The organism is Gorillibacterium sp. sgz306347, from assembly GCF_059735245.1.
On record NZ_JCAPET010000006.1, the window covers coordinates 118,669 to 145,001 of the forward strand.

At 58.1% G+C, this 26,333-nt stretch carries 24 protein-coding genes and 1 pseudogene; 4 read left to right on the top strand and 21 right to left on the bottom strand.

The genetic code is table 11. The annotated features are described in order from the left end of the window. Positions 1–60: 60 nt before the first annotated feature. Positions 61–591: a Crp/Fnr family transcriptional regulator gene (locus tag AC6I6H_RS05580; protein WP_497952561.1), complete on the top strand. Its 531-nt coding sequence runs from the start codon at positions 61–63 to the stop codon at positions 589–591. Positions 592–648: 57 nt separating this feature from the next. Here AC6I6H_RS05580 and AC6I6H_RS05585 read toward each other — a convergent pair whose 3' ends face one another. Next, positions 649–1,902, bottom strand: coding sequence for a DUF438 domain-containing protein (locus AC6I6H_RS05585; RefSeq protein WP_497952567.1), 1,254 nt, complete (start codon positions 1,900–1,902; stop codon positions 649–651). A gap of 239 nt (positions 1,903–2,141) precedes the next feature. On the opposite strand from AC6I6H_RS05585, the gene AC6I6H_RS05590 reads away from it, so the two are divergent. Next, positions 2,142–2,483 carry a cupin domain-containing protein gene (locus AC6I6H_RS05590; protein ID WP_497952569.1) on the top strand — a complete coding sequence of 114 codons (342 nt, stop codon included), beginning with the start codon at positions 2,142–2,144 and terminating at the stop codon, positions 2,481–2,483. Positions 2,484–2,584: 101 nt separating this feature from the next. Here the strand turns inward: AC6I6H_RS05590 and AC6I6H_RS05595 are convergent, their stop codons facing one another. From AC6I6H_RS05595 to AC6I6H_RS05685, 19 genes and pseudogenes are all read right to left on the bottom strand, one after another. Continuing rightward, entirely contained in the window at positions 2,585–3,454 is an 870-nt protein-coding gene (locus AC6I6H_RS05595; protein ID WP_497952571.1) for an alpha/beta fold hydrolase, read from the bottom strand. Between the two features lie 118 nt (positions 3,455–3,572). After that, a complete protein-coding gene (gene glnA / locus AC6I6H_RS05600; protein ID WP_497952573.1) occupies positions 3,573–4,910 on the bottom strand; it encodes a type I glutamate--ammonia ligase in 1,338 nt (445 codons plus the stop codon). Positions 4,911–4,946: 36 nt separating this feature from the next. Continuing rightward, positions 4,947–5,333, bottom strand: a complete 387-nt coding sequence (locus tag AC6I6H_RS05605) for a MerR family transcriptional regulator (RefSeq protein WP_497952623.1) — start codon at positions 5,331–5,333, stop codon at positions 4,947–4,949. A gap of 161 nt (positions 5,334–5,494) precedes the next feature. Beyond that, positions 5,495–6,751: a methionine gamma-lyase family protein gene (locus AC6I6H_RS05610; protein ID WP_497952575.1), complete on the bottom strand. Its 1,257-nt coding sequence runs from the start codon at positions 6,749–6,751 to the stop codon at positions 5,495–5,497. Between the two features lie 181 nt (positions 6,752–6,932). Next, entirely contained in the window at positions 6,933–8,279 is a 1,347-nt protein-coding gene (gene hflX, locus AC6I6H_RS05615) for a GTPase HflX (RefSeq protein WP_497952577.1), read from the bottom strand. Positions 8,280–8,333: 54 nt separating this feature from the next. After that, positions 8,334–8,756: a hypothetical protein gene (locus AC6I6H_RS05620; protein WP_497952580.1), complete on the bottom strand. Its 423-nt coding sequence runs from the start codon at positions 8,754–8,756 to the stop codon at positions 8,334–8,336. Between the two features lie 28 nt (positions 8,757–8,784). After that, entirely contained in the window at positions 8,785–10,593 is a 1,809-nt protein-coding gene (locus AC6I6H_RS05625) for a recombinase family protein (RefSeq protein WP_497952582.1), read from the bottom strand. Positions 10,594–12,060: 1,467 nt separating this feature from the next. After that, positions 12,061–12,354, bottom strand: coding sequence for a hypothetical protein (locus AC6I6H_RS05630; protein ID WP_497952583.1), 294 nt, complete (start codon positions 12,352–12,354; stop codon positions 12,061–12,063). Positions 12,355–12,673: 319 nt separating this feature from the next. After that, positions 12,674–12,874 (bottom strand): cold-shock protein, encoded by a 201-nt coding sequence (locus AC6I6H_RS05635; protein ID WP_497952584.1) that lies wholly within the window; start codon positions 12,872–12,874, stop codon positions 12,674–12,676. A gap of 72 nt (positions 12,875–12,946) precedes the next feature. Beyond that, positions 12,947–13,147 carry a cold-shock protein gene (locus AC6I6H_RS05640; RefSeq protein ID WP_497952586.1) on the bottom strand — a complete coding sequence of 67 codons (201 nt, stop codon included), beginning with the start codon at positions 13,145–13,147 and terminating at the stop codon, positions 12,947–12,949. Positions 13,148–13,289: 142 nt separating this feature from the next. Next, positions 13,290–13,853, bottom strand: a pseudogene (locus tag AC6I6H_RS05645) (AAA family ATPase); the annotation flags it as partial. Positions 13,854–14,042: 189 nt separating this feature from the next. Next, positions 14,043–14,708, bottom strand: coding sequence for an alpha/beta hydrolase (locus AC6I6H_RS05650; protein ID WP_497952588.1), 666 nt, complete (start codon positions 14,706–14,708; stop codon positions 14,043–14,045). 19 nt (positions 14,709–14,727) lie between these two features. Further along, positions 14,728–15,357, bottom strand: a complete 630-nt coding sequence (locus AC6I6H_RS05655; protein WP_497952590.1) for a peptidylprolyl isomerase — start codon at positions 15,355–15,357, stop codon at positions 14,728–14,730. Between the two features lie 75 nt (positions 15,358–15,432). Continuing rightward, complete coding sequence (locus tag AC6I6H_RS05660) at positions 15,433–17,931, bottom strand: transglycosylase domain-containing protein (RefSeq protein WP_497952592.1); 2,499 nt, start codon at positions 17,929–17,931, stop codon at positions 15,433–15,435. 146 nt (positions 17,932–18,077) lie between these two features. Next, positions 18,078–18,320 carry an RNA chaperone Hfq gene (gene hfq, locus AC6I6H_RS05665; protein ID WP_497952594.1) on the bottom strand — a complete coding sequence of 81 codons (243 nt, stop codon included), beginning with the start codon at positions 18,318–18,320 and terminating at the stop codon, positions 18,078–18,080. A 21-nt stretch (positions 18,321–18,341) separates the two neighbouring features. Continuing rightward, a complete protein-coding gene (miaA, locus tag AC6I6H_RS05670; protein ID WP_497952596.1) occupies positions 18,342–19,343 on the bottom strand; it encodes a tRNA (adenosine(37)-N6)-dimethylallyltransferase MiaA in 1,002 nt (333 codons plus the stop codon). Beyond that, positions 19,340–20,110, bottom strand: a complete 771-nt coding sequence (locus AC6I6H_RS05675; protein ID WP_497952599.1) for a class I SAM-dependent methyltransferase — start codon at positions 20,108–20,110, stop codon at positions 19,340–19,342. Before AC6I6H_RS05675 ends, miaA begins: the two co-directional genes overlap by 4 nt. 11 nt (positions 20,111–20,121) lie before the next feature. Then, positions 20,122–20,853: a hypothetical protein gene (locus AC6I6H_RS05680; protein ID WP_497952601.1), complete on the bottom strand. Its 732-nt coding sequence runs from the start codon at positions 20,851–20,853 to the stop codon at positions 20,122–20,124. Beyond that, positions 20,847–21,800, bottom strand: a complete 954-nt coding sequence (locus AC6I6H_RS05685) for an ABC transporter ATP-binding protein (RefSeq protein WP_497952604.1) — start codon at positions 21,798–21,800, stop codon at positions 20,847–20,849. Before AC6I6H_RS05685 ends, AC6I6H_RS05680 begins: the two co-directional genes overlap by 7 nt. 135 nt (positions 21,801–21,935) lie before the next feature. Here AC6I6H_RS05685 and AC6I6H_RS05690 point away from each other — a divergent pair, with 135 nt between their 5' ends. Beyond that, the gene (locus AC6I6H_RS05690; RefSeq protein WP_497952607.1) at positions 21,936–22,751 is read left to right on the top strand and encodes a class I SAM-dependent methyltransferase; all 816 of its coding nucleotides are present in this window, start codon (positions 21,936–21,938) and stop codon (positions 22,749–22,751) included. 61 nt (positions 22,752–22,812) lie between these two features. Here the strand turns inward: AC6I6H_RS05690 and AC6I6H_RS05695 are convergent, their stop codons facing one another. Further along, the gene (locus AC6I6H_RS05695) at positions 22,813–23,988 is read right to left on the bottom strand and encodes an ROK family transcriptional regulator (RefSeq protein WP_497952610.1); all 1,176 of its coding nucleotides are present in this window, start codon (positions 23,986–23,988) and stop codon (positions 22,813–22,815) included. Between the two features lie 176 nt (positions 23,989–24,164). On the opposite strand from AC6I6H_RS05695, the gene xylA reads away from it, so the two are divergent. Then, the gene (xylA, locus tag AC6I6H_RS05700) at positions 24,165–25,481 is read left to right on the top strand and encodes a xylose isomerase (protein ID WP_497952612.1); all 1,317 of its coding nucleotides are present in this window, start codon (positions 24,165–24,167) and stop codon (positions 25,479–25,481) included. Positions 25,482–26,333: the final 852 nt, after the last annotated feature.

Consider the following 26,333-nt stretch of genomic DNA (forward strand, 5'->3'; position numbering starts at 1 on the left):
ACATAAAAATGACGTGCAAACGATAAGAAGCTTTGGAATTTTTGCAGCGGAGGTAGCTTCATGATTATTCATAAAGGCGATACCCTGTTTCGTCAGGGGGAAACCGGCCCCCTGTACCACCTGAAAAGCGGAATGCTGAAAATTGTCCGCGTGCATGAAGACGGCTCGCAGTTTCTGGTTAACGTCATTGTGCCGAACGAAATTATCCCCCACCACTCGCTGATCAGCCCGAATCCTTATTACGGCACAGCCGTTGCGCTGATGACATGCGAAATCGAAGTCCTTCCGCGATCGGAGTGGTACCGGGAGCTGGAGCAAAATCCGGAGCGCTACCGGACTATCGCCATGCAGCTTCAGGAAAAGCTGCGAATGATGCAGCAGCGCATCGACCAGCTGACGGAGGTCTCGCCGGCCGCGCGGCTGGAGCAGCTTCAAGCCTGGTTCGAGACCTACATCCGTCCGGCTACGCTCACGGACATATTGACGCAGAGCGAAATCGGTCAAATCATCGGGCTTCGCCGCGAAACGATCAATCGGCTCCTCAGAAGCGCAACGAATTCGCCCGCCAGGAGCGGAAAAACACGGTCATAACAGACAGAGCGCCCGCTATACGGACGCTCTTCTTGTGAACCGCGTCCTTGGACCGAATCAGGACATGATGCGCTTTTGCCCCGTCAGCTTCTGGATCGGCTCGATGTTTTGCGTAAATTCCAAGGTGCCCAGGTAACGGCCGTCCTCGTCCCGGACGGCGAAATAGCGGATGTACACGAATTTGTCCCGGAACGGAATCCAGAAGCTTTCCTCATCCTTCACCCCGGCTTTAAAGTCCTCCAGCAGCTTGTTGACAATATGCACGCTTTGCGGCGGGTGGCAGTTCTGCACGGTCCGGCCGATGACGGCTTTGGTGCGGGCGAAGATGCGTTCCTTCCCGTGCGAGAAGTAGCGCACGACATCCTGCTCGTCGATAAACGTCAGGTCTACCGGAAGATGATTCATCATCGTTTCCAGCTGCTTCAGGGTCAGAATACCGGTTGCCATCCGGATCAGGCCGTCGGCGGCGGGCAGCTCGCTTTCACCGTCCGGTTCCGCTTCCGGCTCCGGCGCCCGCTCGGGAATCCATTCCCGCTCGGGGGCGGTGAGGCAGTAGCCGATCTCGTCGCTTTCCTTCGCGATCTTCACCCATTCGTCTTCCGTCAGCTTTTCCAGAGCCATCGGCAGCAAAATGTTCTCTTCCTTGAAAATCATCTCGGTAACTTCCTTCAGCACCCGTTCAATCAATCCCGCCAGCGCTTCGGGATTTCCCTCGTAATCTCTCAGCTTGGCGATTACTTCTTTGATGCCGATTCGAATGCCGTCGTCGACGCCCCACATCACTTTGGTCGGCCCGTAAATGCCGTATTTCTCCAGATACGGAAACAGCAGATTCTCTTTCCGGCTGTAGTGCTTATCAAGATCGTACAGCAGACTGAAATCCTCCAGCAGCTTCAGACGGTTCGGCTCGCTGTCGTCCCGGCGGAACTGGTCCAGGTGGAGCGAAATTTTAAAATTGACCAGCCGGTCCACTTCGCGGTTCTCCAGCTTGATCGTATGCACGGGATGCCCTGGCTGCTCTTCCGGCTTGGCGCTCCGGTGAATGTCTTGTATAGAGCCCTTAAAGACGGCTGCGTGCACGCTGCACAGGCGCTGCACTTCCTCGACCGGTATGCCGTCCTCCTCCATGATCGCCTGCTCCAAAGAGGAAATTTCGGAAACCGAGATATCGCCGATTGCGTGATCGAAACGCGCTTTCACTTCCTCCACGGTTTTGCCGCTGTGCAGCTCCTTGATAATTTCCTTCAGCATACGCCGTCGTTCGGCGTCCATCAGCGGGGCTTGCTCGCGGTTGTTAATCAGCTCGCTCATGCTCCACACTCCTTTATGGGTTTGATTCCTCATTGTTTTCTTAGCTAATTCAACCCTAACGGAAAGAGAAGTTTAAACTTGTGACTGAAATCACATTTTGTTCTTAGGAATGGCTTACAATAAAAGCAGGAATATCGCACCAGACACCCACAACACAAGCAAAATCGGATGGTACTGTTGTTCACTTCAAGTAACTGCTTGTTTTAATAAGAGAAATTTATCACAAGGAGAGAGTGAAAATGGAGAAAAAAACGATCGCCGAATTTCAAGACTATCAGGAAGGCCGCTTTACGAAGCGCATTGTGTTTAAAGAAGCGGCCCATGTCGTGTTTGTGCTGAATTTCGATGCCGGCCAGGCGCTTCCGATGCACAAACACCCCGGCGCGACGGTGTACATTACGGTGCTGGAAGGCAGCGGCGTCGTGACGGCGGCGGGAAAAGAAGCGGAAGTCAAGCAAGGCGACGTGCTGCAAATTCCGGGCGACGACGATTTTGCCTATGCCGGTTCTCCGGAGGAGCGGTCCAGCCTGTTTGTAACTTTGATCAACACGCCGAGCGAGCAGTACGCGCAAAACATTTAAGGCATGAAGCGAAACAGCAAAAAAACGCCCCGGACGAAGTGCGGAAGCACAACGTTCGGGGCGTTTTGATTTTTCCTCCGCGTTAAAGGGCTAACCTGTCTCTAAGCTTCTTTCCTCAGAAAACGCAGGGAAAGTTCATTCACAATGTCCGCGTGTTCCATGGTCAGGGAATGGCTCGCACCTGCAATCAAGTGGGTCTCCAAATGGGGAATCATGCGTTTGGCGTTGGCGGTCGCCTCTTTTGCGGGGTAGATGACCTCTTTTTCCCCGATAAGGAGCAGGGTAGGCACTTGAAAGCCGTTGAATTCCTCCTCGGAAAATACGGAAGGCATGACCTGCAAAAGCGGTTTGGCATGGCGATAACCCGAAATGACCTGAGCGCGAAATACTGGATGCAGGGGCTCTCCCGTGCCGGAGAACCAGGCAAATGCTTTGTCGATCCAATGCTCCGTATGAAACAACAAGGCTGGATAAATTTTGGCGAAGAACTTGAAGCTTATTTTATGAAAGGTTCCGGCAGGGGCATATAACATTAACTTGGACAACCGGTCCGGATAAGCAAGCGCAAAATTCAAAGCCAAAAAGCCGCCCATGGAGTGGCCGGCCAGGTCCGCCCTGTTCAATTCCAGAGCATTCAAAACCTCAAGAACCCACTGCCCGGCTTCCTTCCTGCTTTTTATAGCCATCAAAGGCTTGCTCTTGCCAAAATCGCCCATTACATCAACCGCATACACACAGCGTTCCTGCATCAGCCGGTTCACGTTGGGATACCACATCGTACTGCTCATTGTCATCCCATGAAGCAGCAGCAGCGGTTTCTTATCGGTGTCCCCAAAGCAAAGGACATGCGTCTCTCCAAACGTTGTCGGGATCGCAAGGGAACGAAAACCCGTTTCAAACAGAGCCAAACTTTTCTCATAGCAAAACTCGTATTCTTTTTGACCTGCTTCGTGCTTGAAAATGGACGCCACGGAACTCTCCTCATCTCGGGCATTTTCCTATGATCATACCATAAAAGCTTCCCGCTTAATGGGATAGTTTCAAAACAAAAAAATCCCCCGGCGCTTATGCACCAAGGGATTTCTCGAATCAATACAGGCTCAGGTAATGATCGCGTTCCCAGGCGTGGACCTGAGTACGGTACATGTCCCATTCAATTTCTTTCAGCTCAAAGAAATAAGCCAGGGCGTGCTCGCCCATCGCTTCGAAAATGACGTCGTTGCGCAGAAGCTCGTTCAGCGCTTCCTTGAGGTCGGACGGCAGGCTCGGAATGCCCTGCTCCACACGCTCTTCCTCGGTCATCACGTAGATGTTGCGGTCGACCGGAGGCGGAAGCTGAAGCTTGTTCTTGATTCCGTCCAGTCCCGCTTTCAGCATAACCGACAGCGCCAGATAAGGGTTGGCCGCCGGGTCCGGGTTGCGGACTTCGACGCGGGTGCTGAGGCCGCGCGATGCCGGAATGCGGATCATCGGGCTGCGGTTGCTGCCCGACCAGGCTACATAGCAAGGCGCTTCGTATCCCGGCACGAGCCGCTTGTAGGAGTTGACGGTCGGGTTCGTAATGGCCGCAAAAGAACGCGCATGCTTCAGGATACCGGCCATAAAATAACGGGCGTTGGAGCTGAGGCCCAGCTTGTCGCTTTCGTCGTAGAACGTGTTCTCGTCGCCGTTAAACAGCGAAAGGTGACAGTGCATCCCGGAGCCGTTGACGCCGAACAGCGGCTTCGGCATAAAGGAAGCATGCAGTCCGTGCTGGCGGGCGATTGTTTTGACAACGAGCTTGAAGGTTTGAATCGCATCGGCCGCGGATACCGCGTCGGTGTATTTGAAGTCGATCTCATGCTGGCCGGGCGCGACTTCGTGATGGGACGCTTCGATTTCGAAGCCCATTTCTTCCAGCGTAAGTACGATTTCACGCCGGCAGTTCTCCCCGAGGTCGGTCGGCGCCAGGTCGAAATACCCGCCCTGGTCGTTCAGCTCGGTAGTCGGGTTGCCCTTCTCATCGGTTTTAAACAGGAAAAATTCCGGCTCGGGACCGACGTTCATGGTGGTGAAGCCCATTTCCTCGGCTTCGCGCAGCGCGCGCTTCAGAATGCCGCGCGGGTCTCCCGGGAACGGCGAGCCGTCCGGCAGGTACACGTCGCAGATCAGACGGGCGATGCGGTTTTGCGTCACCCAAGGGAAGATAACCCAGGTGGACAGGTCCGGATACAAGTACATGTCGGATTCTTCGATGCGGACATATCCTTCGATGGAAGAACCGTCGAACATCATTTTGTTGTCGAGCGCTTTTTCCAGCTGGCTGACGGGAATCTCCACGTTTTTGATCGTGCCCAGCAGGTCGGTAAACTGCAGCCGGATGAAACGTACGTTTTCTTCTTCGGCAATGCGAAGAATATCTGCCTTGGTGTAGTCGTTGTTATTCACGAACTCTACTCCTCCTCAAGTTTGTCGCCCTAACGGTTACTGGTGAAAAAACCTCGACAGCTCCCCTTGAATAAGGGATACCCGTCCCGGTCTTTTCTCGGTAAACAGCTGCTGCTTCAGCATCTTGTGAAGCTGCGAATCGGACAGCTCCTTGCGCTTCTGTTCCGTCTCGACCGTAATTACGGTGGCTTCTTCGGAGTTTTGGACGATCGGAGACAGAACCTGCTTGATTCCGGCGATATTGACGCCCTTCTCGATCAAGTTCTTGATTTCCAGCAGCCGCTCCACGTCAATAAAGGAGTACAGCCGCTGATTGCCGCCCGTGCGTGCGGGCTTCACCAGCTCGTGCTGCTCGTAATAGCGGATCTGCCGCGCCGTCAAATCCGTCAGCTTCATGACTATGCCGATCGGAAACAGCGCCATGTTCCTGCGTATCTCGTCATTGTTCACGCCAATCACTCCTGTGACTGATTTTCCACGGTTCCCTCCCATCTTACCATTGTTCACGAAAAAGTGTCAATGTGTGTTAGGTTTAATTACAGAACCTTAAGGAAAGATTTTTCTTGAACCGGACAGGTTTCTTCTCAAAGCAGGAGCAAGCCGCGTTCCTTCATGTTCTCAAGCGCCAGCAAAACGCCCAGCTTGGCATGGGAATACGTCAGCCCGCCTTGCATATAAGCCGTAAACGGGGATCGGATCGGGGCGTCCGCCGACAGCTCAAGGCTCCCGCCTTGAATAAAGGTCCCGGCCGCCATGATCACCGGATCGTCATAGCCGGGCATATCCCATGGTTCGGGTACCACATGGGCATCGACGGCGGATGCTTTCTGGATGCCCTGCACAAACGCCACCAGGTGGCCGGCTTCGCTGAACCGGATCGCCTGGATCAGATCGGCGCGCGGGTCCATCCAGCGGGGATGGGTGGCAAACCCGAGCTTTTCGAACACGGCGGCGGCAAAAACGCTGCCTTTCAGCGCCTGGCCCACCAAATGGGGCGCGAGAAACAAGCCTTGGAAAAGGCTCCGCGTGGTGCCGAGCATCGCCCCGACCTCTCCCCCGATGCCGGGCGCCGTCAGCCGGTAGGCCGCTTTCTCGACCAGCTCCGCCCGGCCGGCAATGTATCCGCCCGCCGGCGCCAGGCCGCCGCCCGGATTTTTGATCAGCGAGCCGGCGATCAGATCGGCGCCAACCTGCGTCGGCTCCCGGTCCTCGGTAAATTCGCCATAGCAGTTATCGACAAAAATGATGGCATCCGGCTTGCGCTCTTTTACGAAACGGACCATTTCGCCGATCTGTTCAACCGTAAACGACGGCCGCCAGTCGTAGCCGCGCGAACGCTGGATGCCGACCACCTTCGTATTTCCGTCAATGGCGGCGGCGATTCCCTCCCAGTCCGGCGTTCCCTCCGGCGTCAAGGCAACCTCGCCGTAGCCAATCCCAAAATCGGCCAGCGAGCCGGTGCCGTCCTTTTCCTTGCCGATGATGTTGTGCAACGTGTCATAAGGCCGACCTGTGATGTAAAGCAGCTTGTCGCCGGGCCGCAGAACGCCGTACAGAGCCGTTCCTATCGTATGCGTGCCGGACGCGAAATGGGGACGCACGAGCGCCGCCTCTGCGCCGAAAATATCCGCGTACACCAGGTCCAGCGTTTCCCGTCCCCGGTCGTTATAAGCATAGCCGGTCGAATCGGCAAAGTGGTAATCGCTGACCTTCCGGTTTTGAAAAGCCTCGATGACCTTCCATTGATTCCGGTCGATCATCCGGTCGATATCGTTCAATTTGGGGGCGGCCAACTGCTCCGCTTCCCCGGCAAGACGGTAAATTTCTTCCGAAACGCGCATGCTGGGCTATCTCTCCTGTCCGAAGCAATCAAAGGTTGCGAATGAACGCACGAAAAGAACCCCGTACGGACCAAACGCAAGAAAAACAGCGCGCCATAAAAGGGCCCCGAAGAGCCCTTTTGTCCGATGCCAAGGTTTAACGCTTTCGTGCTCTTTCATCATACCCTTTCGGCCCGGGTTGTCAAACCCCGTCTTGCGCGTTTTCTTCGGCAAGCAGCTCCGCGGCGGCGGATACACCGGCATTTTGTTCAAAAGGCGCGAGCGGTGAACCAAACTTTTCAAAATCCGCCAGGTTCGGGCGAAGCTTGAGCAGCATCACATCATCCTCCAAAACGCTGTCCAGGACGGTGCCGACCCGGTACGCGAGCGCAAGCAGATCGCCTTTGTCGGCCGGGATGCGGTATGAGCGGACGGCTCCCGCCAGCTTGTCCGAGAGCCGCGCGCACAGCTTCTCCAGATCTTCGTCGGAGTATGCCGAAATCCGCAGCGATTCGCCGCCGGGCGCCGTCAGCAGCTCCTGCTCTCCGGCCGGAATCCTATCGATCTTGTTGAAGACAGTCAGGGTATCCTTCCCTTCGGCTCCCAGTTCCTTCAGCACCTCGCCCACCACGCGCATTTGCTCGTCGCGCATTTCCGAAGAGCTGTCGACGACATGGAGAATCAAATCCGCCTCGTTGGCTTCCTCCAGCGTGGCGCGAAACGCCGCCACCAGGTCATGGGGCAGGTTTTGGATGAATCCGACCGTGTCGGTCAGGACGATCTCCTTGCCGCTCGGAAGCGTCATGCTTCGCGAAGTCGGATCAAGCGTTGCGAACAGCTTGTTTTCCACGTATACATCCGCGTTTGTCAGCCGTTTCAGGAGCGTCGATTTGCCGGCGTTAGTGTACCCGACAAGAGCCGCCTGAAATACGCCCGTCCGCTTGCGGCGTTCCCGGTGCAGGGTGCGGTGACGCACCACTTCCTTCAGCTGGCGCTTCAAGTCGGAAATGCGCTCGCGGATATGCCGGCGATCGGTTTCCAGCTTGGTTTCCCCGGGCCCTCGGGTGCCGATGCCGCCGCCGAGCCGGGACAGGTTTTTGCCCTGTCCGGACAATCGGGGCAGCAGATAGCTTAATTGCGCCAATTCCACCTGCAGAATGCCCTCCCGGGTTTTGGCCCGCTGGGCGAAAATGTCCAGGATAAGCTGGGTGCGGTCGATAATTTTGGCATCCAGTGTTTCTTCCAGATTCCGGACCTGCGCCCCGGAAAGCTCCTGGTCGAAAATGACCGTATTGGCTCCGCTTTCGATTACCATGTCCTTCAATTCCTGGGCTTTTCCCTTTCCGATAAACCATTTGGAATCGGCGGTTTCCCGGTTTTGCGTCATGACGCCCAGCACCGTCAGCCCGGCCGTCTCCGCCAGATTGACGAGCTCGTTCAGCGAATGCTTTGCCGCTTCCGCCGTCATTCTCCGGTCGTTTGTGATCAGACTCACCAAAATTGCCTTCTCATCGACCGCCGTCTCTACTTCATGTGTCGTTTGTTTCAACTCGTGCCGCCTCCTTTTGCCGTGTCTATGGGTCCCAGCGTGATGCGGCGCGCATCAATCGCTTCCCGTCTGGGCCGGTTTGCCTTTCTCCGGTCCAATATCCTCGGGACGAAGGGTCATCAGCTCCTTGCGCCCCGGATTCCCCGTTCCCTGCTTCAGCAGCCGCACCGCGTGGCAGCGCAGCGCTTTTTCCACCAGGTTGCGGACAAACCGCCCGTTGCTGAAGGAATGCGGGCAGCGCGTCTTCTCTGCAGCGAGAAGCTGGCGAAGCTTCCATTCCGCTTGCGGCGTCAGCACATATTCGCGCTCCTCCAGCATCAGCCGGGCCATGCGGGCCAGCTGCTCCTCGCTATAATCCGGAAAGTCGATCCGAACCGGAAACCGGGAAGGAAGACCGGGATTGGTCTGGAGAAAATCGTCCATCTCCTCGGGATAGCCGGCCAATATTAAAATAAACTGATTTTTATAGTCTTCCATAGCTTTCACCATGGAACTGCCAATGCGATTATCGGGCCTCCGAAATCCGGTACACGACCGTGAGCCGGAAGCCCTCGTGAAACTCGACCCGTTCCACGGCCTGCTCCACGATCCGCCGGCGCAGCTCCGGCGGAGCAGCCGTAAGCGCCCGATCGAGCCGGGCTAAGAGCGCCGCTTCATCGCGGTGCGCCGGGCCGCCGGGCGCGGCTGGCGCTGACGCCGCGGATAGCGCCTCCGGCAGGCCGCCGGAGGTGGAAGCATGCGGCCTCGAAGCCGACGGGGACGGCGGGGCGGGCGGCGGCGGGACCGAGGCCGGTGAGCCGGGTCGGTACAGCGCGACCGGGAGGTCGGGTGGCGTGGGCGGCGCGGGCGTCAGGCCGAATTGCTCCAGCGCGACCGGGAGGTCGGGCGGCGCGGGCGTCAGGCCGAATTGCTCCAGCGCGACCGGCAGGTCAGGCGGCGCTGCCGGCGTGGGCGTCAGGCCGAGACGCTCCAGCTCAGCAGCCAGCTCGGCGGCCTTGCGCTCGTACGCCGAGAGGCCGATGCCGCCGGCCAGGTACAGCTCGAGCAGCCGCTCCGCCCGCTGCTCGAGCTTCGTTCGCCGCCGCGCCGCGCGTGCGGCGGCTTCCGCCTGCGCGCCGCCGTCTCCGGCGCGCAGGCCCTCGCCGCCCGAGGCGAGCCGGGCGGCCGCGGAACGCCGCACCGCGGCCGAGACGCGCTCCCACAGGAGCGCGTCGACGGCGGCGGCGTTCCAATAGCGCCCGCCGCCGCACGCGGGCGCCACGGGTTCCGCCGGCGGCGCGGAGCCGGCGGGCGGTTCGGCGGCGGCGCTGGCATGGCCTGCCGGGCCGGCGCGGTTTGCCGCGGCGGCGGAGGGGCAGCGGTAATACGCCGCCCCTCCGCCCGCCGCGGCCGCGCGCATCGGCCGGCCGCAGCCGCCGCAAAAAGCCCGCCCGGCGGCAAGCCGGCCGGCGCCGGGCGGGCGGCCGGAGCGCCGCCGGGAATCGAGCGTTCGTCCGGCCGCGTCAAACGTTTCCGCGCCGACGAGCGGCTCGATCGGCAGCGCCACCTGCTCCTCGGGCGGCCGCTCCCGCCGGTAGCCGAGCTGATAGTCGACTTTGTACGCCCGGTACGTCCCCAGATAGCTGGGGTTCCGCAAAATCCGGCTAACAGTCGATCCGTGCCACCGTGCACTACGCGGACCGGGCACGCCTTCCGATTCCAGCCGCCGCGCGATCTCCGCCGCGCTAAGGCCTTCGGCAGACTTCTCAAATATCCGCCGCACCGTCTCCGCCTCTTCCGGATGCGGAACCAATACGTCCGCGTCCATGTCGAACCGGTATCCGTACAGGCGGGGGTCCAAGCTAAGCTTGCCGTACCGCCGCAGCTTGGCCAAACGCCCGCGCATGGTACGCTCCCGGATTTTCTCCCGCTCAAATTCGGCAAACATGCCGCGCAGCTGATAAAACATTCTCCCCTCAGGGGTATTGTTCCATTGAAAGTTAATGAATTCAAGGGCGACTTTCCGCTTAATCATTTCTTCGGTCAAAAGCAGCTGGTGGGACAGCTTGCGGGAAAGCCTGTCCGGGTCATACACAATAACGTAATCCGGCGGGTCCGCCGAACGAAGAAGCTCGCGCAGCCGGTTTAGCCCCGGCCGGTCCAGCAGCGCCCCGGACGCTTCATCGGTGATAACGCTTACCCTATTCTCCGGAACGCCAAGCTCGGCCGCTCGTTTTCGGCACTCGTCGGTCTGACTCTCCAGGCTGTAGCCTTTTTCTGCCTGTTCCTCAGTCGATACCCGGGCATACACGGCGGCTTTCGGAGCGTCCCCCAAAATCCCGATGTCACAGGAAAAGGAGTTTACCCCAATTGTAACCCCCCTTTCCGCTGGAAGCAATTTTCTACCTTTTCAAAAAGTTAGCCTCGGGAAGCTCGGCATTGTCATACGCCCAACGACCTTTGCAAAAAAATGGTGAACCATAAGCGCAAAAAGCATTTTTCGATAAATAAGCAGTTAAGCCGAATACTAAGACGATGCAGCCTTTTCTGATGCTTTTAGCAATTCACGATGCAGCCTTCATGCGGACCTTCGCTTATATGAACCTCAGTCAACACATACAGCATTTTAATAGTTGTAAGGCAATTTTTAATGTCTACGGTTCCCGCAGACCGTGCTAACGTGCACTCCAACCTCTAACGGTTGCCACAGCGCTTATTCCCGCCAAAATCGCCATATTTTTGCGCTAACGGTTGCCATTGAGCTTATTCCAGAGTAAACAGACTTAAACCAGGCAAAAAACCGGAATTAGCCGCTGTGGCAACCGTTACAATTTTCCGGACCTCTTTTTCGGGCAAATAGCCTCTGTGGCAACCGTTACATTTCGTAACCCTATCTTAGTAGACCTGGAACGGCCGCTTGAACTGCCGATTGACTAATACGAATCAGCTGAAACGAGAATCTCATCAATTCCGGCAGATTTTTTTTGTTAAAAACTCCATCCACCTTCACGTCTCGCGTTCACTGCAGCAGTACTTCCATTTCTGTTGGTGCCGGCTTTCCCTTTCGTTGTGCTTACCACATTCGTTTCCCAACTGTTATCCTGCTTCGTTTACTACCTCGTTCCGGTTCCTTCTTCCGTTACTAGCCTCCGTATTTAAATCCTGCTTCGCGTTCCTTCCGATACCGATTTCATGTACCGTTCCGCTTACCGGTTTTACGTTCCGTCAGGTCCCAATTTCACATTCCGTTCCGCGTTCCAACTTCGTGTTCCGCTTGTGTATTCCGATCGTGCTGTGGTCTAACTTCGCATAGCATTCCACATTTCAACTTCGTGTTCCGCTTGCGTATTTCGTTCGTGCTTTGGCCTAATTTCTCGTTGTATTCATCTTTCAGCTTCTTGCCCCACGTATACGTTCCAGAACTCCACCCTCCGGTCTCACGTTCCGCGCCGGTTCCAAATTCGTGATCCGTTGATATTACCAATACCAGACTCCGCCCAAAACTCGACAGACAATTCCAATTCTGCTCATCACTTCCGGGTTCCCATTCCGTTCTACCTTCCAATTTCATATTCAATCAGACTACGGTCTACTCCGCATTACGATTTTCTTTCCCGGCTTCCGTTCACTTCCCGTTCCACCTGCCAGCTTCACGTTCTTGCTTCCGGTTCACTCCCTTTTACATTACGGTCCATGTTCTGATCCGGCTTGGCTCCCGCACTGTTTTCCGTTTCCGTTTCACTTCCCGTTCCTGCTACGCATCCCGGCGTCACGTCTCGCGTCCGGTTCCACACCCGGCTTATCACGTACTGCTCCGGTTCCGCGTCCGGCTTTCGCACCGGCTCTTCACTCGCTCCGTTTCTGCTTCCGGTTCCGCCTCCGGCTTACACTTCTCCTTTTTCACCTTCAGACTCCGTCTACTGCCCGGCACCTCCCGTTCTCCCGGCTCCGCAGCGCCTTCCGTTCCCTCCGGCGCCTCCCGCTCTCCCGGCTCCGCAGCGCCTTCCGTTCCCTCCGGCGCCTCCCGTTTTCCCGGCTCCGCAGCGCCCTCCGTTCCCTCCGGCGCTTCAAGCAGCGACCGGATAATCGCGGCCATCCGATTTCCGTCCTCCTCTCCCGCGGCGGGAAAACGTTCCTCGCACGTTAGATCGGAAGCCCGAAGCGGCCTGCGCGGCATGATCATCCCTCCCGAGACCACTATATGTGGGCTGCGGGATGTCCTATAACCGGTCGGCACAGCCAAGAAAAGTGCCCAGAATCAAGGGAAAACCGTGAAGCCGGGAACAGCCAGGAACGCGGAAAAACCGCTCTCCCCGAAAGCGAAAGCTCCGGGAAAAAAGCGGTTTTTCAAGGGTGAGGCAATCGCGCCTTCCGCCTGTCGGCTGCCGGAGCCCGGATTCGTCGGGCCGCGGGGTTCAGCGGGCGGGATTTCCCCCGTACGTCAGAATCGGAAGCAATCTTGTTTCCGGTCGCATCTCCGACCCGCAAAGCGGACAGTCGGGCCGTTCCCGAAACGCAAAGTCGCTGCGCATCCAGCCGTTGCAGTCGTCGCTGGCGCAGGACCAGACAGAGGTTTGTTCTTCCGGCACCGGCTCCGGTGCTTTCTTGGCAAACATGAAACTCCTCCTCCGCAAACGGTATGATGGCCGATAGATCCGGTTCCTATCCTTGCTCCGCCGGCTTGTCCGTTACAGCCGGACTACGTTTTCCGCTTGCGGGCCCCGATTGCCCTGGACGATATCCAGCGAAACCCGTTCCCCTTCATTCAACGACTTGAAGCCTTCGGTTTGAATGGCGCTGTAATGCACAAACACGTCGTTGCCGTCTTCCACTTCGATAAAACCGTACCCTTTTTCCGCGTTAAACCACTTGACAGTTCCGTTCGTCATGAATCCGATTCCCTCCAACTTGTAATTGGCCGGGGATAACCCCAACTCTAATCAGTATGCGGCGTTGTGCCGAAAATATGCAGCGGAGACGAAAAATGGCCCGCCGCCGGAGCGGGAGCCGCGTCATTCGTATTTGCGGTGCGATGGCGTTGACCAGCGCATCGATCGCTTCTTTGCCGAAGTCCTTTTCCCCGCCTCTAGCCAGGCTGTAGGCTTCATCGATAAAAAGCACGCCGCCCAGCGACTTGCGGATCAGCTCGCGGGTTTTCACGGCCGTATGGCCAATGTATTCGCCGACCAGATCGGCCCGTTCCGCCTCCACCAGGTGGCCTTTGGCCAGCACGCCCATGTCCTGAAACAGCTTTGCGGCCATCCGGGCCACCGTCGTTTTGCCCGTTCCCGGGTTTCCCGTAAACACCATGTGATAGACCTGGGGCGCGGCATTCAAGCCGGCTTCCTCCCGAAGCCTTTTGACGGCAAGCATCGCGTACATTTCGTACATCAGCTCTTTGACGGAATCAAGTCCTACCATCCGGTCGAATTCGCGCATCATGTCCGCAAAAGGGCCGGGCGACGAAGCCGCATCGGTCAGAGGCCGGGCGTCGGGCGTTTCCGTTTCAATGGGACCCGGATTTTGCAGCAAAATGCGGATGCGGGAGGAACGCCCTTTTGGCGCCGGGACGGCGGTTTTTTCATACAGGCTCACGCGGTTCGCCACTCCTTTCGGAAGCGCGCGGCGTCTGCTGCGCCGGACGGGCATATGCTTCTCCCGGTCTCTGGCAGAACAGCCGGCGGAAAACGAAAGCCGAAGGAATCCCTCCCCCGGCTCCGCTCGCGCGCTCAGGTGATAGCAGTATACGCGGGAGCCCAGAAAGGGTTCGCGGGTTCCGGTTTTTCAGCCGCGCGTCAAAAATTCCTCCACCTGTCCAAAAAGCTCCAGGCTTTCGCAGTCAAGGCAAATCAGGTGGCGGGAACGCGGGAACAGGTGCAGCTCTTTTTCTCCGGGAATCCGCCGCATCAGGTAGCGCGCGCTGGCGGGATGGACAATCTGGTCCCGCTGCCCTTGAACAATCATTGTCGGGACGCGAATCGAAGCGATTTCCGGCCGCAGCCTCCGGACTAGCCGGACAAATTCGACAACGGCGGAAAGCGGCGTCCGGTTTTTGTGAAGATAGTAAGCCGGTTCGCGTTTCAGCAAATGCTCCACCAGGTTGGCGGCGAAGCGGCCCGGACTGAGGTAAATGACCGCCGCATTGAGCAAAACCAGACGCCGCACCGGAAACCGGTTGGCCAGATGAGACGCGAGCAAACCGCCCATGGAGAAGCCGACCAGATCAAACGGCTCTCCGCCCCGGCACAGCTGCTCGGCCGCATGTTCCGCATCCCGGATCCAGTCTCTGTGCCGGACCGGCTTCAAGTGGCGGAGATCGCCGCCGTGCCCCTTCAGAACCGGCGTTTCGCACGTCCACCCGCGGCGGGACAAATGCTCCGCCAAAGGCTGGATTTCATAAGGACCGCCGGTAAAACCGTGAATCAGCAAACAGCGCTTTTTCTGGTCCATCTCGGCTCTCTCCCGTTGTTCAGCGTTCGGTGATTTCGATGGATTGGATCGTGACAGGCTCCAGCGGTTTACTTTGTTCATCGCCCCTATCATTTATCCCTACCGGCACTGCGGCAATCGCCTGCACCGTCTCCATCCCGGAGATCACGCGGCCGAAGATCGGGTAATCGGGCTGCAAGTTTAGATTTTCGCTTGCCGCTCCGGTGCAGATAAAGAACTGGCTGCCTGCGCTGTTCGGCTGAGTCGACTTTGCCATCGCCACGATCCCGGGCTCGTACTTGTGCGGACCATCCAGCTCGTCCTGAATGGTATAACCCGGGCCGCCCATTCCCGTACCGGTCGGATCGCCGGCTTGGACCATGAACTCCTCGATCACGCGGTGAAAGGTTACTCCGTTGTAAAATTCGTTTCGCGCCAGAAACACAAAATTGTTTACGGTCTGAGGCGCGTCTTTCGCAAACAGCTCGATGGTAAACGAGCCTTTGTCCGTTTCAAACTTTGCTTCGTAGCTTTTGTTCTCATCAATGGCCATTTCCGGGGGCTTGGACCAGCTGCCCCCTGTTTCCTTTTCGGCGTTGCCGCATGCCGAGACAAGCAGCATGGCCGCAAGCAGAGAAAAAATCGCTGTGCGCCGCGGGATAAACGACATCCATTTCACTCCTTTTCTAAAATAACCTGCAAAACAAAAGGGGCCGCATCCGGCCCCCTCTTGTTTTCTTTCCTGCTACGCCGCCGGCGGGCTCGCCTCTTCCTGCGAGGCGGGAGAGCCCTGCGGGGCTCCGCTGTCGGCAGGCGTCGGCGAAGGATTTTGATCGCCCTGTGACCCGGTCGGGCTGGGCGTCGGTTCGGTTTGCGGCGTTTCCTCCGTCACCGGCGTCTCGGACGGCGTTGGCGTCGCTTCCTCTCCTGCGCCAGGCGTTCCGGTCGGGCTCTCCGAAGGAGAGGCGGACGGCGATTCGGACGGGGACGGAGACTGGAGGTCCGACTCGTTCGGAATGGTTGCCTGCGCCACGTTCGATTGGACCCCTTCCTCTCCCGTGGACGGTTCAAACGGAACGACGTAATATTCGTACACGCCGCCGGGGAGCGCCGTGGCGTCCTCAAAGCTTGTCGCGCCGGAAAGCTCCTGCAGGAGCGTAAAGTCCGCCTCGGCCGCTTCCTTGCGGAACAAACGGAAGGCCTTCTCGTCGCCGGCCGGCGTCCAGGCTAGGCGGACACGGGTCGTTTCGGGCACGAGCGTCGCGCTCAGATCGGAAATGGCCGCTTCCTGCGACGTCTCCGGCGTCGGCGCCTCCGATTCGGGAAGATCGAAGCCTTTTACCGGATATTCGGCCAGCGCCTGCTCCATAACGGCCTTGAAGATCGCCGCCGCGCTGCCGCTGGAAATGGTGATGTAATGGTCTTTGTCGGTCTTGTCAAAGCCCATCCATACCGCCGCTGTCCATTCCGGCGTATAACCGGCAAACCAAAGGTCGGTGTTGTATTTCTCCAGACCGGAAATGTTAAGCTGCGTGGAGCCCGTCTTGCCTGCGACAGGCCGGTTCATGGCCGCTCTCGTTCCCGTTCCGCCCGGTTCGACGACGGTTTGCAGGATGCGGGTCATTTCCTGCGCCGTTTCTTTCTTCATGACCTGGTCGGCCTTGCCCTTAAAGGAAGCGACCGTCTCGTCGTCGACGGTTTTGATTTCGGTGATCGCATGCGCTTCCCGGAGCATCCCGTCGTTCGGGAACGAGCTGTAGGCCTGCGCCATTTGCAGAGCGGAGGCGCCGTGCGTCATCCCGCCGAGCGCAATGGCCAGGTTGTTGTCGTTTTTGTCGAACTGGATGCCGAGCTTGCTTGCAAAGTCTTTCCCCGTCTTGACGCCGATGTCGCTCAGCAGGGCGACGGCCGAGACGTTTTTCGACCTTTTCACCGCGTTGGTCAGGGTTACCGTTCCCTCGTACTTGCCGTCATAGTTCCGCGGCTTGTAGCCGTTAAAGTCCATCGGTTCGTCCGGAAGCTGGGAATTGGCGTTGTAGTTGCCCGTTTCCAGCGCCGGCGCGTAGACGACAAGCGGCTTAATGGAGGAGCCCGGCGAGCGGGCGCCGTTGATCGCCCGGTTGAAGGTCATTTTCGACTGATAATCGCGTCCGCCGATCATGGCCACGACGCCGCCGGTGGCGTTGTCGAGGATGACCATGCTGCTCTGCATTTTCTCGCCGTTCATGTCTTCCTGGAACAGCTCGTTGTTCTTGTAGGCCGCGTCCATAATCTTTTGGGCGTTCGGCTCCAGCGTCGTGTAGATTTTGTAGCCGCCTCTCGACAGCCGGTCTTCCTCGATGCCGTATTTTTCGTACGCTTCTTCAATCACGTAATCCTTGAAGGTATCGAAAGCGTAATCCGTTCCTTCTTCCTTGTCGGCTACCGACTTCGGAGGAACGTACTCAACGTTGTACGCTTCGTCCATCTGCTCCTTGGTAATATACCCCTGATTGTACATCAAAGTCAAAACCACCTGGCGGCGCTGCAGCGACTTGTCCGGGTTCTTGATCGGGTTGTAAACGGAAGGCGCTTTGGGCATTGCCGCAAGCGTCGCCGCCTGCCAAAGCTCCAGGTCCTTCAGATCGTCGACGCCGAAATACGTTTTGGCCGCCGTTTTGACGCCCCAGGAACGGTTGCCGAAGAAAATCCGGTTGAGGTACATTTCCATGATGGTCTTCTTGTCGAACTTCTCCTCGAGCGCCATCGCGATGGACATTTCCGTCCCTTTCCGGAAAAAGGTTTTGTCCGCGTTCAAAAACATGTTTTTGGCCAGCTGCTGGGTAATCGTGCTGCCGCCTTCAACGGCTTTGCGGGCGATGATATCCTTGACGAGCGCGCGTCCGATCGCCCACGGATCGACCCCGCTGTGATCCCAAAACCGCTGGTCCTCGGTAGCGACGAATGCGTCCACCAGGTAAGCCGGGAATTCGTCGTACGAGGCGATTTCTCGGTTTCCTTCCGCCACGACCAGCTTCATGGCTTCGTTGCCGTTGCGGTCATATATGATCGATGCCTGATCCATGACAAACTTGTTCTCATTGGCGGCCAGCTGCCGTTGGCCGTTGTACAGAATGGCCACATACCCCGCCAGTCCGATGACTATGGCAAGGGCAACCGCTACGGCCATCCAGACGAGCAGACGCTTCCGGTTGAAGCGTTTTTTGCGGGCCGGCTTCTGTGCCGGCGTTCTCCGGTTCGCCATCTCTCTTCCCCCTTTTCTCTCTGACAACCCACTACCTATACGATTCAAACCGGCTTTTTGTTTCAAATTCGGGCAAAAAGAAAAGAACAACCCTCTCGCTGGCGAACGGGTTGCTCCGGGTAACACTTTCTCAGTCTGCGGCCGGCTTACTGCCCGTCCGAACTGTTGTCCGGCATAAAGGAGACCGAACGAAGAGGCGTAAACGTCGAGATGGCGTGCTTGTACACCATTTGCTGGCGCCCTTCGCTGTCAATGATGATCGTGAAGTTGTCAAACGCCTTGACAAGGCCTCGAATCTGGAAGCCGTTGGTCAGGTACACGGTAACCGGGATGCTTTCTTTCCGCAAGGAATTCAAGAAATTATCCTGGATATTGATCGACTTGTTCATTAATGATCCCCTTTCCTGATATCAACTGTCACCCGGGAATAATTCACGGTCTTCTTCTCTGTAGCATGTGATCTTTCCTGCTATTATAGCATCAATCACACGCATTTGCTTGGAAAAGTTTTCGTGGACCCCGACATCCACCCACTCGATCTCCTTCATATGGCGGAACCAGGAGAGCTGCCGCTTGGCAAACCGGCGGGTGTCGCGCTTCAATAATTCCACCGCTTCTTCCAGGGTTGTCCGCCCCTTCAGGTATGCGGCGATCTCCTTGTAGCCGAGTCCCTGCATGGAAACCAGGCCTTCGTCGTAGCCTTTCGCCAGAAGAGCCCGCACCTCCTCCACGAGTCCGTCCGCGATCATCGCATCCACCCGCTCGTTGATCCTTGCATACAGCCGCGCGCGGTCCATTGTAAGCCCGATCAGGCAGAACCGGTACGGCGACTCCTTTTTCTGGCGGGCCAAATGCTCCGACCAGGGCATGCCGGTCAGATGCAGCACCTCCAGCGCCCGGATCACGCGGCGCGTGTCGTTCGGATGGAGCCGCTCCGCCGTCGCCGGGTCGGCCGCCCGAAGCTCGGCGTGTAGCGCCTCCTCGCCATACCGTTCCAGAAAGGCCTGTTTTTTGGCGCGGAACGCCTCGTCGCCGCCGATCTCGGCAAACTCGTAGCGGTACAGCAGGGATTCAATATAAAGCCCGGTCCCGCCCACCAGAAAAGGAAGCTTGCCGCGCGAAGCGATGTCTTCGATCAGCCGGCTGACCCGCGTCTGAAAATCCGCGGCGGAAAACGGCTGGTCGGGGTCCACAATGTCGATCAAGTGATGCGGCACGCCTTCCATTTCCTCCGGGGTGATTTTCGCCGTGCCGATGTCCATCCCCCGGTATACCTGCATCGAATCGCCGGAGATGATCTCGCAGTTCCACTTTTTGGCGACGGCGATGCTGAGGCCCGTTTTGCCGACTGCGGTCGGACCGAGCAAAACCAGCAGCGGCGGACGGCTGCCGTCGGTAGCTTTTGCGCTCATAGGCGGATCACCCCGTAAGCGATTTTGGTCCGGGACCGGCGTTTGACGAAGCCCAGCCGCTCGTATTCGGGGCTGTCCCGGTGCTCCTTGAGCACCACGCATTTGCGGGCCACCCGCTTGGCGTGCTCCACCGATTCCGCCGCAAGCGGCGCGGGGTTGGCGATATCCCGGTAAGGCGAAATGGCGCTCGACTCCTCGACCGGAATGCGGAACATCGGGTCGAAGTACACGATGTCATAGCTCTTGTCCGGCAGGCCGCGCAGGTAGTCGAGATGATCGGCGTGGACAACCTCGATCCGCTTTAACGCCTCATTGAGGGCTGCAAGCTTCGCCCGGTATGTCGCCAGCCCGTCCTCCAGCAAAATGACGGAAACGGCCTCGCTCTCAAGGGCGGTCACCCGTCCTTCGCCGCCGACGGCATGGGCGAATACGATGGCGTCGCTGCCGAGGCCCGCCGTGCAGTCAAGCACCCGGTCCCCCGGCGCGGCCTCCGAAATGTCGACGAGCGGATCGCTTTCGCCTTTTGTCATTCGCTTTACGCGAATATATCCGGTGCTCGGATGAAAATAGACCGGCTCGCCGGACACGGGATAATACAGCAGCTTTTCTTCGGTCAGGAGCAAAATGCCCTGTTCGCCGTATTTTCGGCGCAGGTCCGGCAGCGAGTCGCTCCGGCGGCTGACCCAGCGCGCGCCGGCTTTCCCGGCAAGCTGCCGGGCTTTTTGTATCGTTTCGTCCGTTGCATAATAAGATGTTGTAACCAGCATGGAAACCTCTTCTATCGTTGTTTTTTAACATGCCCGGCCGAATGGGAAGCCAGCAGCCAGGGAAGCAGGCCGAGGACAGCCAAAACGGCGGCATAAGCGAAAGGCGACAGGTAGCTGACCGCCTGCCAGCCGGCGCTGTAGCGGTCCGCATTCATTAACGCGTCCGAAACGCGGAAGGCGGGCGGCAGAAGCCAGCCGAGAAAGGACAACCCTTCCGGCAGCAGATTGACAACGCCTTTGCCGCCGATTCCAAGGATTACGGGCAAGCTGATCCAGGTCAGCAGGCCAGCGTGCTGCCCTTCATAAACCCGCTGCGCCAGCCAGACGACGGCCGCCGCCAGGGCGGATACGCCCAAATGCCCCAGAAGTCCCCGTGTGACGTTCGCCCAGGTCGTCGGCTCGCCAAAAGAGCCCCGCAACACAGGGTACAACACCGCGAAGGCTGAAAGCAAGGCGCAGGGAAGCCAAAAAGCAGCCAGCCGCCCCAATTCGTAGCGTACCCTCCCGCCCGCATGAAGGGCGGTCAAAGAGCGCTGCACCCGGGGCTCGGTTCCCGCAAAGTTCAGGCAGAGCCAAGCGCCGAATACATACAGGAGCATGGAAGTCGCCGCATAGCTCTCCATTTCGGGATTCGGCGTCAGGGAATAAATCCAGGCCACCAGCACGACATAAAAGACGGAGGGCGCCAGATAGCGGTGCGAGCGATTAAAATCCTTCAGCAGATAGCCGATCAACGTCAGCATGTCGCCGCCTCCTTCACCTGGCGGTCTCCGCTGCCGGAAGCTGCCGTCAGCGGCCGAACCGAACGAATGGAGCCGCCCAGCCGGATGACCGTCAGGATCGCGTCGTCGCTCGCTCCTTCTTCAACCTCAAAGCGGACACCCGCCGCGGTGCGCGTCAACCGGCGCCATTCCGCCGGCAGCCGGACGCTTTCATCCGCTGCGCCTGCCGGTTGGGCCATGGTGTTCTGCGGCCCTTCTCCCGCCAACGCTTGAACGAGCCTTTCCGCCGATACGCCCGCCGCTTCCACCAGCAGATAAGCGCGGCTCGGCCGGTCGGCTTCAGCCGATTCCGCAAGCCGTCCTTCCCGAAGCTCCAGCACGCGGTCCGCCAAGCCTTCCACCGTCCTCCGTTCGTGACAGGAAAACAGCAGGCCGATGCCTCCGCTCCTGAGCTCCAGCAGAAGACGGATGATATCCCGCTCGGATGCCTCGTCAAGCCCGGAAAAAGGCTCGTCCATCAAAAGCAGGTCGGGCGTTTCCAGCAGGGCTTGCAGGATGGCGACTTTTTGCAGCATTCCCTTGGAGAACGTATTGACCCGCCGGTCCCCGGCGTGCGTCAGCATGGCCAGCTCAAGCAGTTCATCGATACGTTCCCCGAGCCGGGGTTCGCGCATTCCTCTCATTTTGCCCATGGCCTGCAAGTATTCGACCGGAGTAAACCGAACCTTGGAAAACCGGTCGGGCACATACCCGATGACCGGCCGCCCTTTGCCGCCGCCCCATTCTACCCCGCCCGCCGTCGGCTTCTCCAAATCCGCCAGAATGCGCAGCAGGGTGCTCTTGCCGGTTCCGTTGCGGCCGACCAAAGCGACGCTTTCTCCCCTTTTCAGCTCAAAGTCAACTTGCTCCAGCACGCGAACGCCCGGATAACGCTTGACCATTCCATGTACGGCCAATAAAAGTTCCAAGTCGCTCATCTCCAAATTTTATGAAAACCACCCGTTCAGTATAGCATACCCGCACTGTTTTCCGCGCCGGGTTGATGGCCCCCGTCAGCCGCCTTATAATCGGAATGAACAGAAAACGGCACAGGAGGGCGTTCCATGATTCCGGAAGGAAATTTGCAAAGCAATGTCGACCGCTTCAACGGATTCGCCGAATTGTACGACCGTTACCGCCCTGAAGCGCCGGAGGCCGTGACGGAAATTCTCACGGGCTATCTCGGCCGGCGCCCCGGACTCGTCGCGGATGTCGGCTGCGGGACCGGCTTGTCCACGTTTCTGTGGGCCGGCAAAGCCGACCGCATCATCGGGATTGATCCAAACGGGGACATGCTGGGCGTTTCCAGAAAGAAAGCGGCCGAGTCGTTTCCGTCCGTTACTTTTCGGGAGGGGTATTCCAACGCTCTGGATCTCCCCGACGCATGCGCCGATGCGGTGACCTGCTCGCAATCGTTTCACTGGATGGAGCCGGTAAGCACGATCCGGGAAGCGGTGCGCGTCCTGAAGGAGGGCGGCGTATTTGCAGTCTACGACTGCGATTGGCCGCCTGTTATTCACTGGACGGTCGAGGATGCCTACAACCGGCTGATCTCGAAAGCCAACCAACTGGTTGACGAGCATACGCCGCCCGCCGAACGGGTCAACAGCCGCGACAAAAACGGCCACCTGGACCGCATCCGGGAAAGCGGCTGCTTCCGGTTTGCTCGGGAAATCGTGTTTCATCACGACGAGCCCTGCGACAGCGAGCGTTATGCCGGACTGGCGCTTAGCCAGGGAGGCGTGCAAGCCGTGCTGAAGCGGGGTCTTTCCGATTTGGACGGAGACATTGCTTATCTGCGGGAAACGGCGGAGCGGGTTTTCGGCGGCCGCGTTCAAACGATTCGCTTCGGGTACCGGATGCGTCTCGGCGTTAAATAAAAGCAGCCTAAAAAGGCAGCCAAACCTCCCCGGTTTGCGCTGCCTTTTTGCTTTTTTTCCGTTAATCGAGGGTGACTTTGGTGGAAGCAAAAAAGCGCGTGATGGCGATGGAGCACGCTCCAAGCACAGTCGCCCGGCTGCCCAGCTCCGAAAAGCGGACCGTAAGCCCCGCGCGCGGATAAGGAAGCGTCCGTCCGTTCAGCACGTCCATCATCGGCGCTTCCAGCCAGCGTTTTGCCCGCGCAAGCCGGCCCCCCAGCACAATCGCCTCCGGGTTGAACCCGTTTACGATATTCACGAGGCCGATGCCGAGGTAGCGGCCCGCCTGCCGGAACAGCCGCTCCGCCTCCCCATCCCCGTCCTCCGCTTTTTGCAAAAGCCCGTCAAAGCTCAAGTCTTCATCCGCGTAAACCCGATGGGCTTCCTCCATCAAAGCCTGCTCCGACGCATAAAGCTCCCAGCAGCCGGAATTTCCGCAGCGGCACGGCTTGCCGTCATGGTGGATGGAAATATGGCCGAGCTCGCCCGAGAAGCCGGATGCGCCCCGGTACAGTTCATCCCGGAACAATATGCCGGTCCCGATCCCCGAACCGATGCTGACGTATACCAGACTGGAGACGTCCGCCGATCCGCTCCCGTAGCGTTTTTCGCCAAGCGCCCCGACGTTGGCTTCGTTTTCGATCGAAACCGGAATGCCAAAGCTCTCTTCGATCCGAGACGGCAGGTCCACGTTTTCCCATCCCAAATTGGGCGCGAACAGAATGCTGCCCGCTTCGTCGCTGAATCCCGGCACCGCTGCGCCGATGCCGACGACGCCGTACGGGCTTTCGGGGGCGGCGGCGATCCGCCGGCCGATCTCCTCCTTCAGCACCCGGATAGCCTTATCCGGATCGGTGTTGTCGTGGCGCACCGTCGCTTCGTCGAGAATGCCGCCGTTTAAATCCGTCAAAACGGACGTGATCCAGTCGTTGCCGAGATCAACCCCTACGACATGGCCCGCGGCGGCGTTGAACATCAGCATGACGGGTTTTCGTCCGCCCCGCGACTGGCCCGCTCCAATCTCGTAAACCAGGCTGCTTTCCATCAGCTCGGTCACCAGCGTCGAAACGGTTGCCTTGGTCAGCCCCGTCTGCTCCGCGATACGCGCCCGCGAAATCGGCGACTGCTTGCGGATCAGCTCCAGGACGATCGATTTATTCAGTTTTTTCATCAGATACAAATCGCCGGTCTGCTTCATTTTTGCCCCTAGCCTTTTTTTCTGATTTTATCATGGATGCGGCGAAATTTCTCCCCTTTGTTAGTTCAATGAATTTACAAAGTGAAAAAGGAGTGGTATAGTGGGGATGAAAGCGTTTCTTCGGCTCGGCTGACGGGAACGCAGGCTCTACCATATCTGTTTCCGGAGGGAAAAACATGAGCTATTTCGGCAATGTGGACAAAATCAAGTACGAAGGCAAGGAATCGACGAATCCGCTTGCGTTTAAACACTACAACCCCGACCAAGTCATCCTGGGCAAAACGATGCGCGAGCACCTCCGCTTCGCCGTCGCTTACTGGCACTCTTATACTTATAACGGCAGCGATCCGTTTGGCGTCGGCACCATGAAGCGCGGCTACGACCGCTTCAGCGGCATGGATCTGGCGAAAGCCCGCGTCGAAGCCAACTTCGAGCTTCTGAACATCCTGGACGCCGACTTCTTCTGCTTCCATGACCGCGACATCGCGCCGGAAGGCGACACGCTGCAGGAAACGAACAAGAACCTGGACGAAATCGTCGCCCTCATCCAGGAGCATATGAAAACCTCCGGCAAAAAGCTGCTTTGGAACACAGCAAACATGTTCACCAACCCGCGCTTTGTGCACGGCGCCTCCACAACGAGCAACGCCGACGTATACGCTTACGCCGCCGCCCAAGTGAAGAAAGCGCTGGAGCACGGCAAAGAGCTGGGCGCTCAAAACTACGTGTTCTGGGGCGGCCGCGAAGGCTACGAATCCCTGCTGAACACCGACATGGCGCTGGAGCTCGACAACATGGCCCGCTTCATGCACATGGCCGTCGACTACGCGAAGGAAATCGGCTTTGACGCCCAATTCCTGATCGAGCCGAAGCCGAAAGAGCCGACCAAGCACCAATACGATTTCGACGCCGCGACGTCGCTTTCGTTCCTGCAAAAATACGACCTGCTCAAGCACTTCAAGCTGAACCTGGAAGCCAACCATGCAACGCTTGCCGGCCACACCTTCGAGCACGAGCTGCGCGTGGCGAGAATCAACGGCGCGCTCGGCTCCATTGACGCCAACCAGGGCGACATGCTGCTGGGCTGGGACACCGACGAGTTCCCGACCGACCTCTATTCGACCACGCTGGCGATGTACGAAATCCTGAACAACGAAGGCGGCCTCGGCCGCGGCGGGGTCAACTTCGACGCCAAAGTCCGCCGTCAATCCTTCGAGCCGATCGACGTGGTCTACTCCCATATCGCCGGCATGGACGCCTTCGCCCGCGGCCTGGTGGTTTCCGCCAAGCTGATCGAAGACAAGGCGTTGGACAACATTCTCGACGAAAAATACGAGTCCTTCAAATCCGGCATCGGCGCCGACATCGTGGCAGGCAAAGCGGACTTCAAGTCGCTGGAAGCCTACGCGCTGCAAAACAAACCGATCGTCAACAAATCCGGCCGCCTGGAGCTGATCCGCGCCGTCGTGAACCAATACCTGCTGAACGCTTAAACTTTGCATGCGGCGCTGTTCGCACCGCAGCAGCAGAGACGGTCCAAGGCTAATTTCCTTGGAGAACTGAACGGTCCTCTGACGCAAAAGGAAATCGGCTCCAGGCAAATGCTGCACTTGCCTGGAGCCGGTTTTTTTGCGTCTTCTGTTCGCTCTATCAGCATGTCCATGGGCATACGACACTTCTTAGGTGTCAAGGGGGCCGGCGGAGCGTGAATCCGTTATCCTAACACCGGCCCTACCTTAAGACCCGGGTTCAAATCCTAACACAAGGTCCAGATTCTAATCCAGGTGCAACATCCAGACTCCAAACCACGCTCCAACCCCAACTTCAACTCAAGCACCAAACCACACTTCCCAATCAAACCGAAATCAAACTTCAACTCAAACACCAAACCCACTCCAAATCAAACTCGAAACCCATACTCCGCCCAGCTAAATATCCGGACTCCAATTCCAGCTCAAGATTCCGGACTTTAACTTCAATGCTCGAATTCTTCCTTGATCAGTGCTGGCTTAATCAGAGTCTCGTATACCTTTATCAATGCGAGCTTGATCAGAGTCTCCTATGCCTTTTATTAGTGGGGAGCTTCAATCAGAGTCCCTTACGTGCTATCCACGTAGGAGAGGAAGTTGTCCACTTGGCGCGACAAGCCGTCCTGCCGTCTAGCCGTCCTGCCCTCCACATTCTCCGCTTTGCCGACGCCCGAACTCTGCTCGGACTATTAACGTGCCTCGATTAACTGTGGGGTAATACAGCGCGTCAGAATCTACCCTGAAAATAACGCAGCTTCATAGTCTGTGGTGCCCGCCGGGGCATGGGTGGCTAACGGTTGCCACAGCGCTTATTCG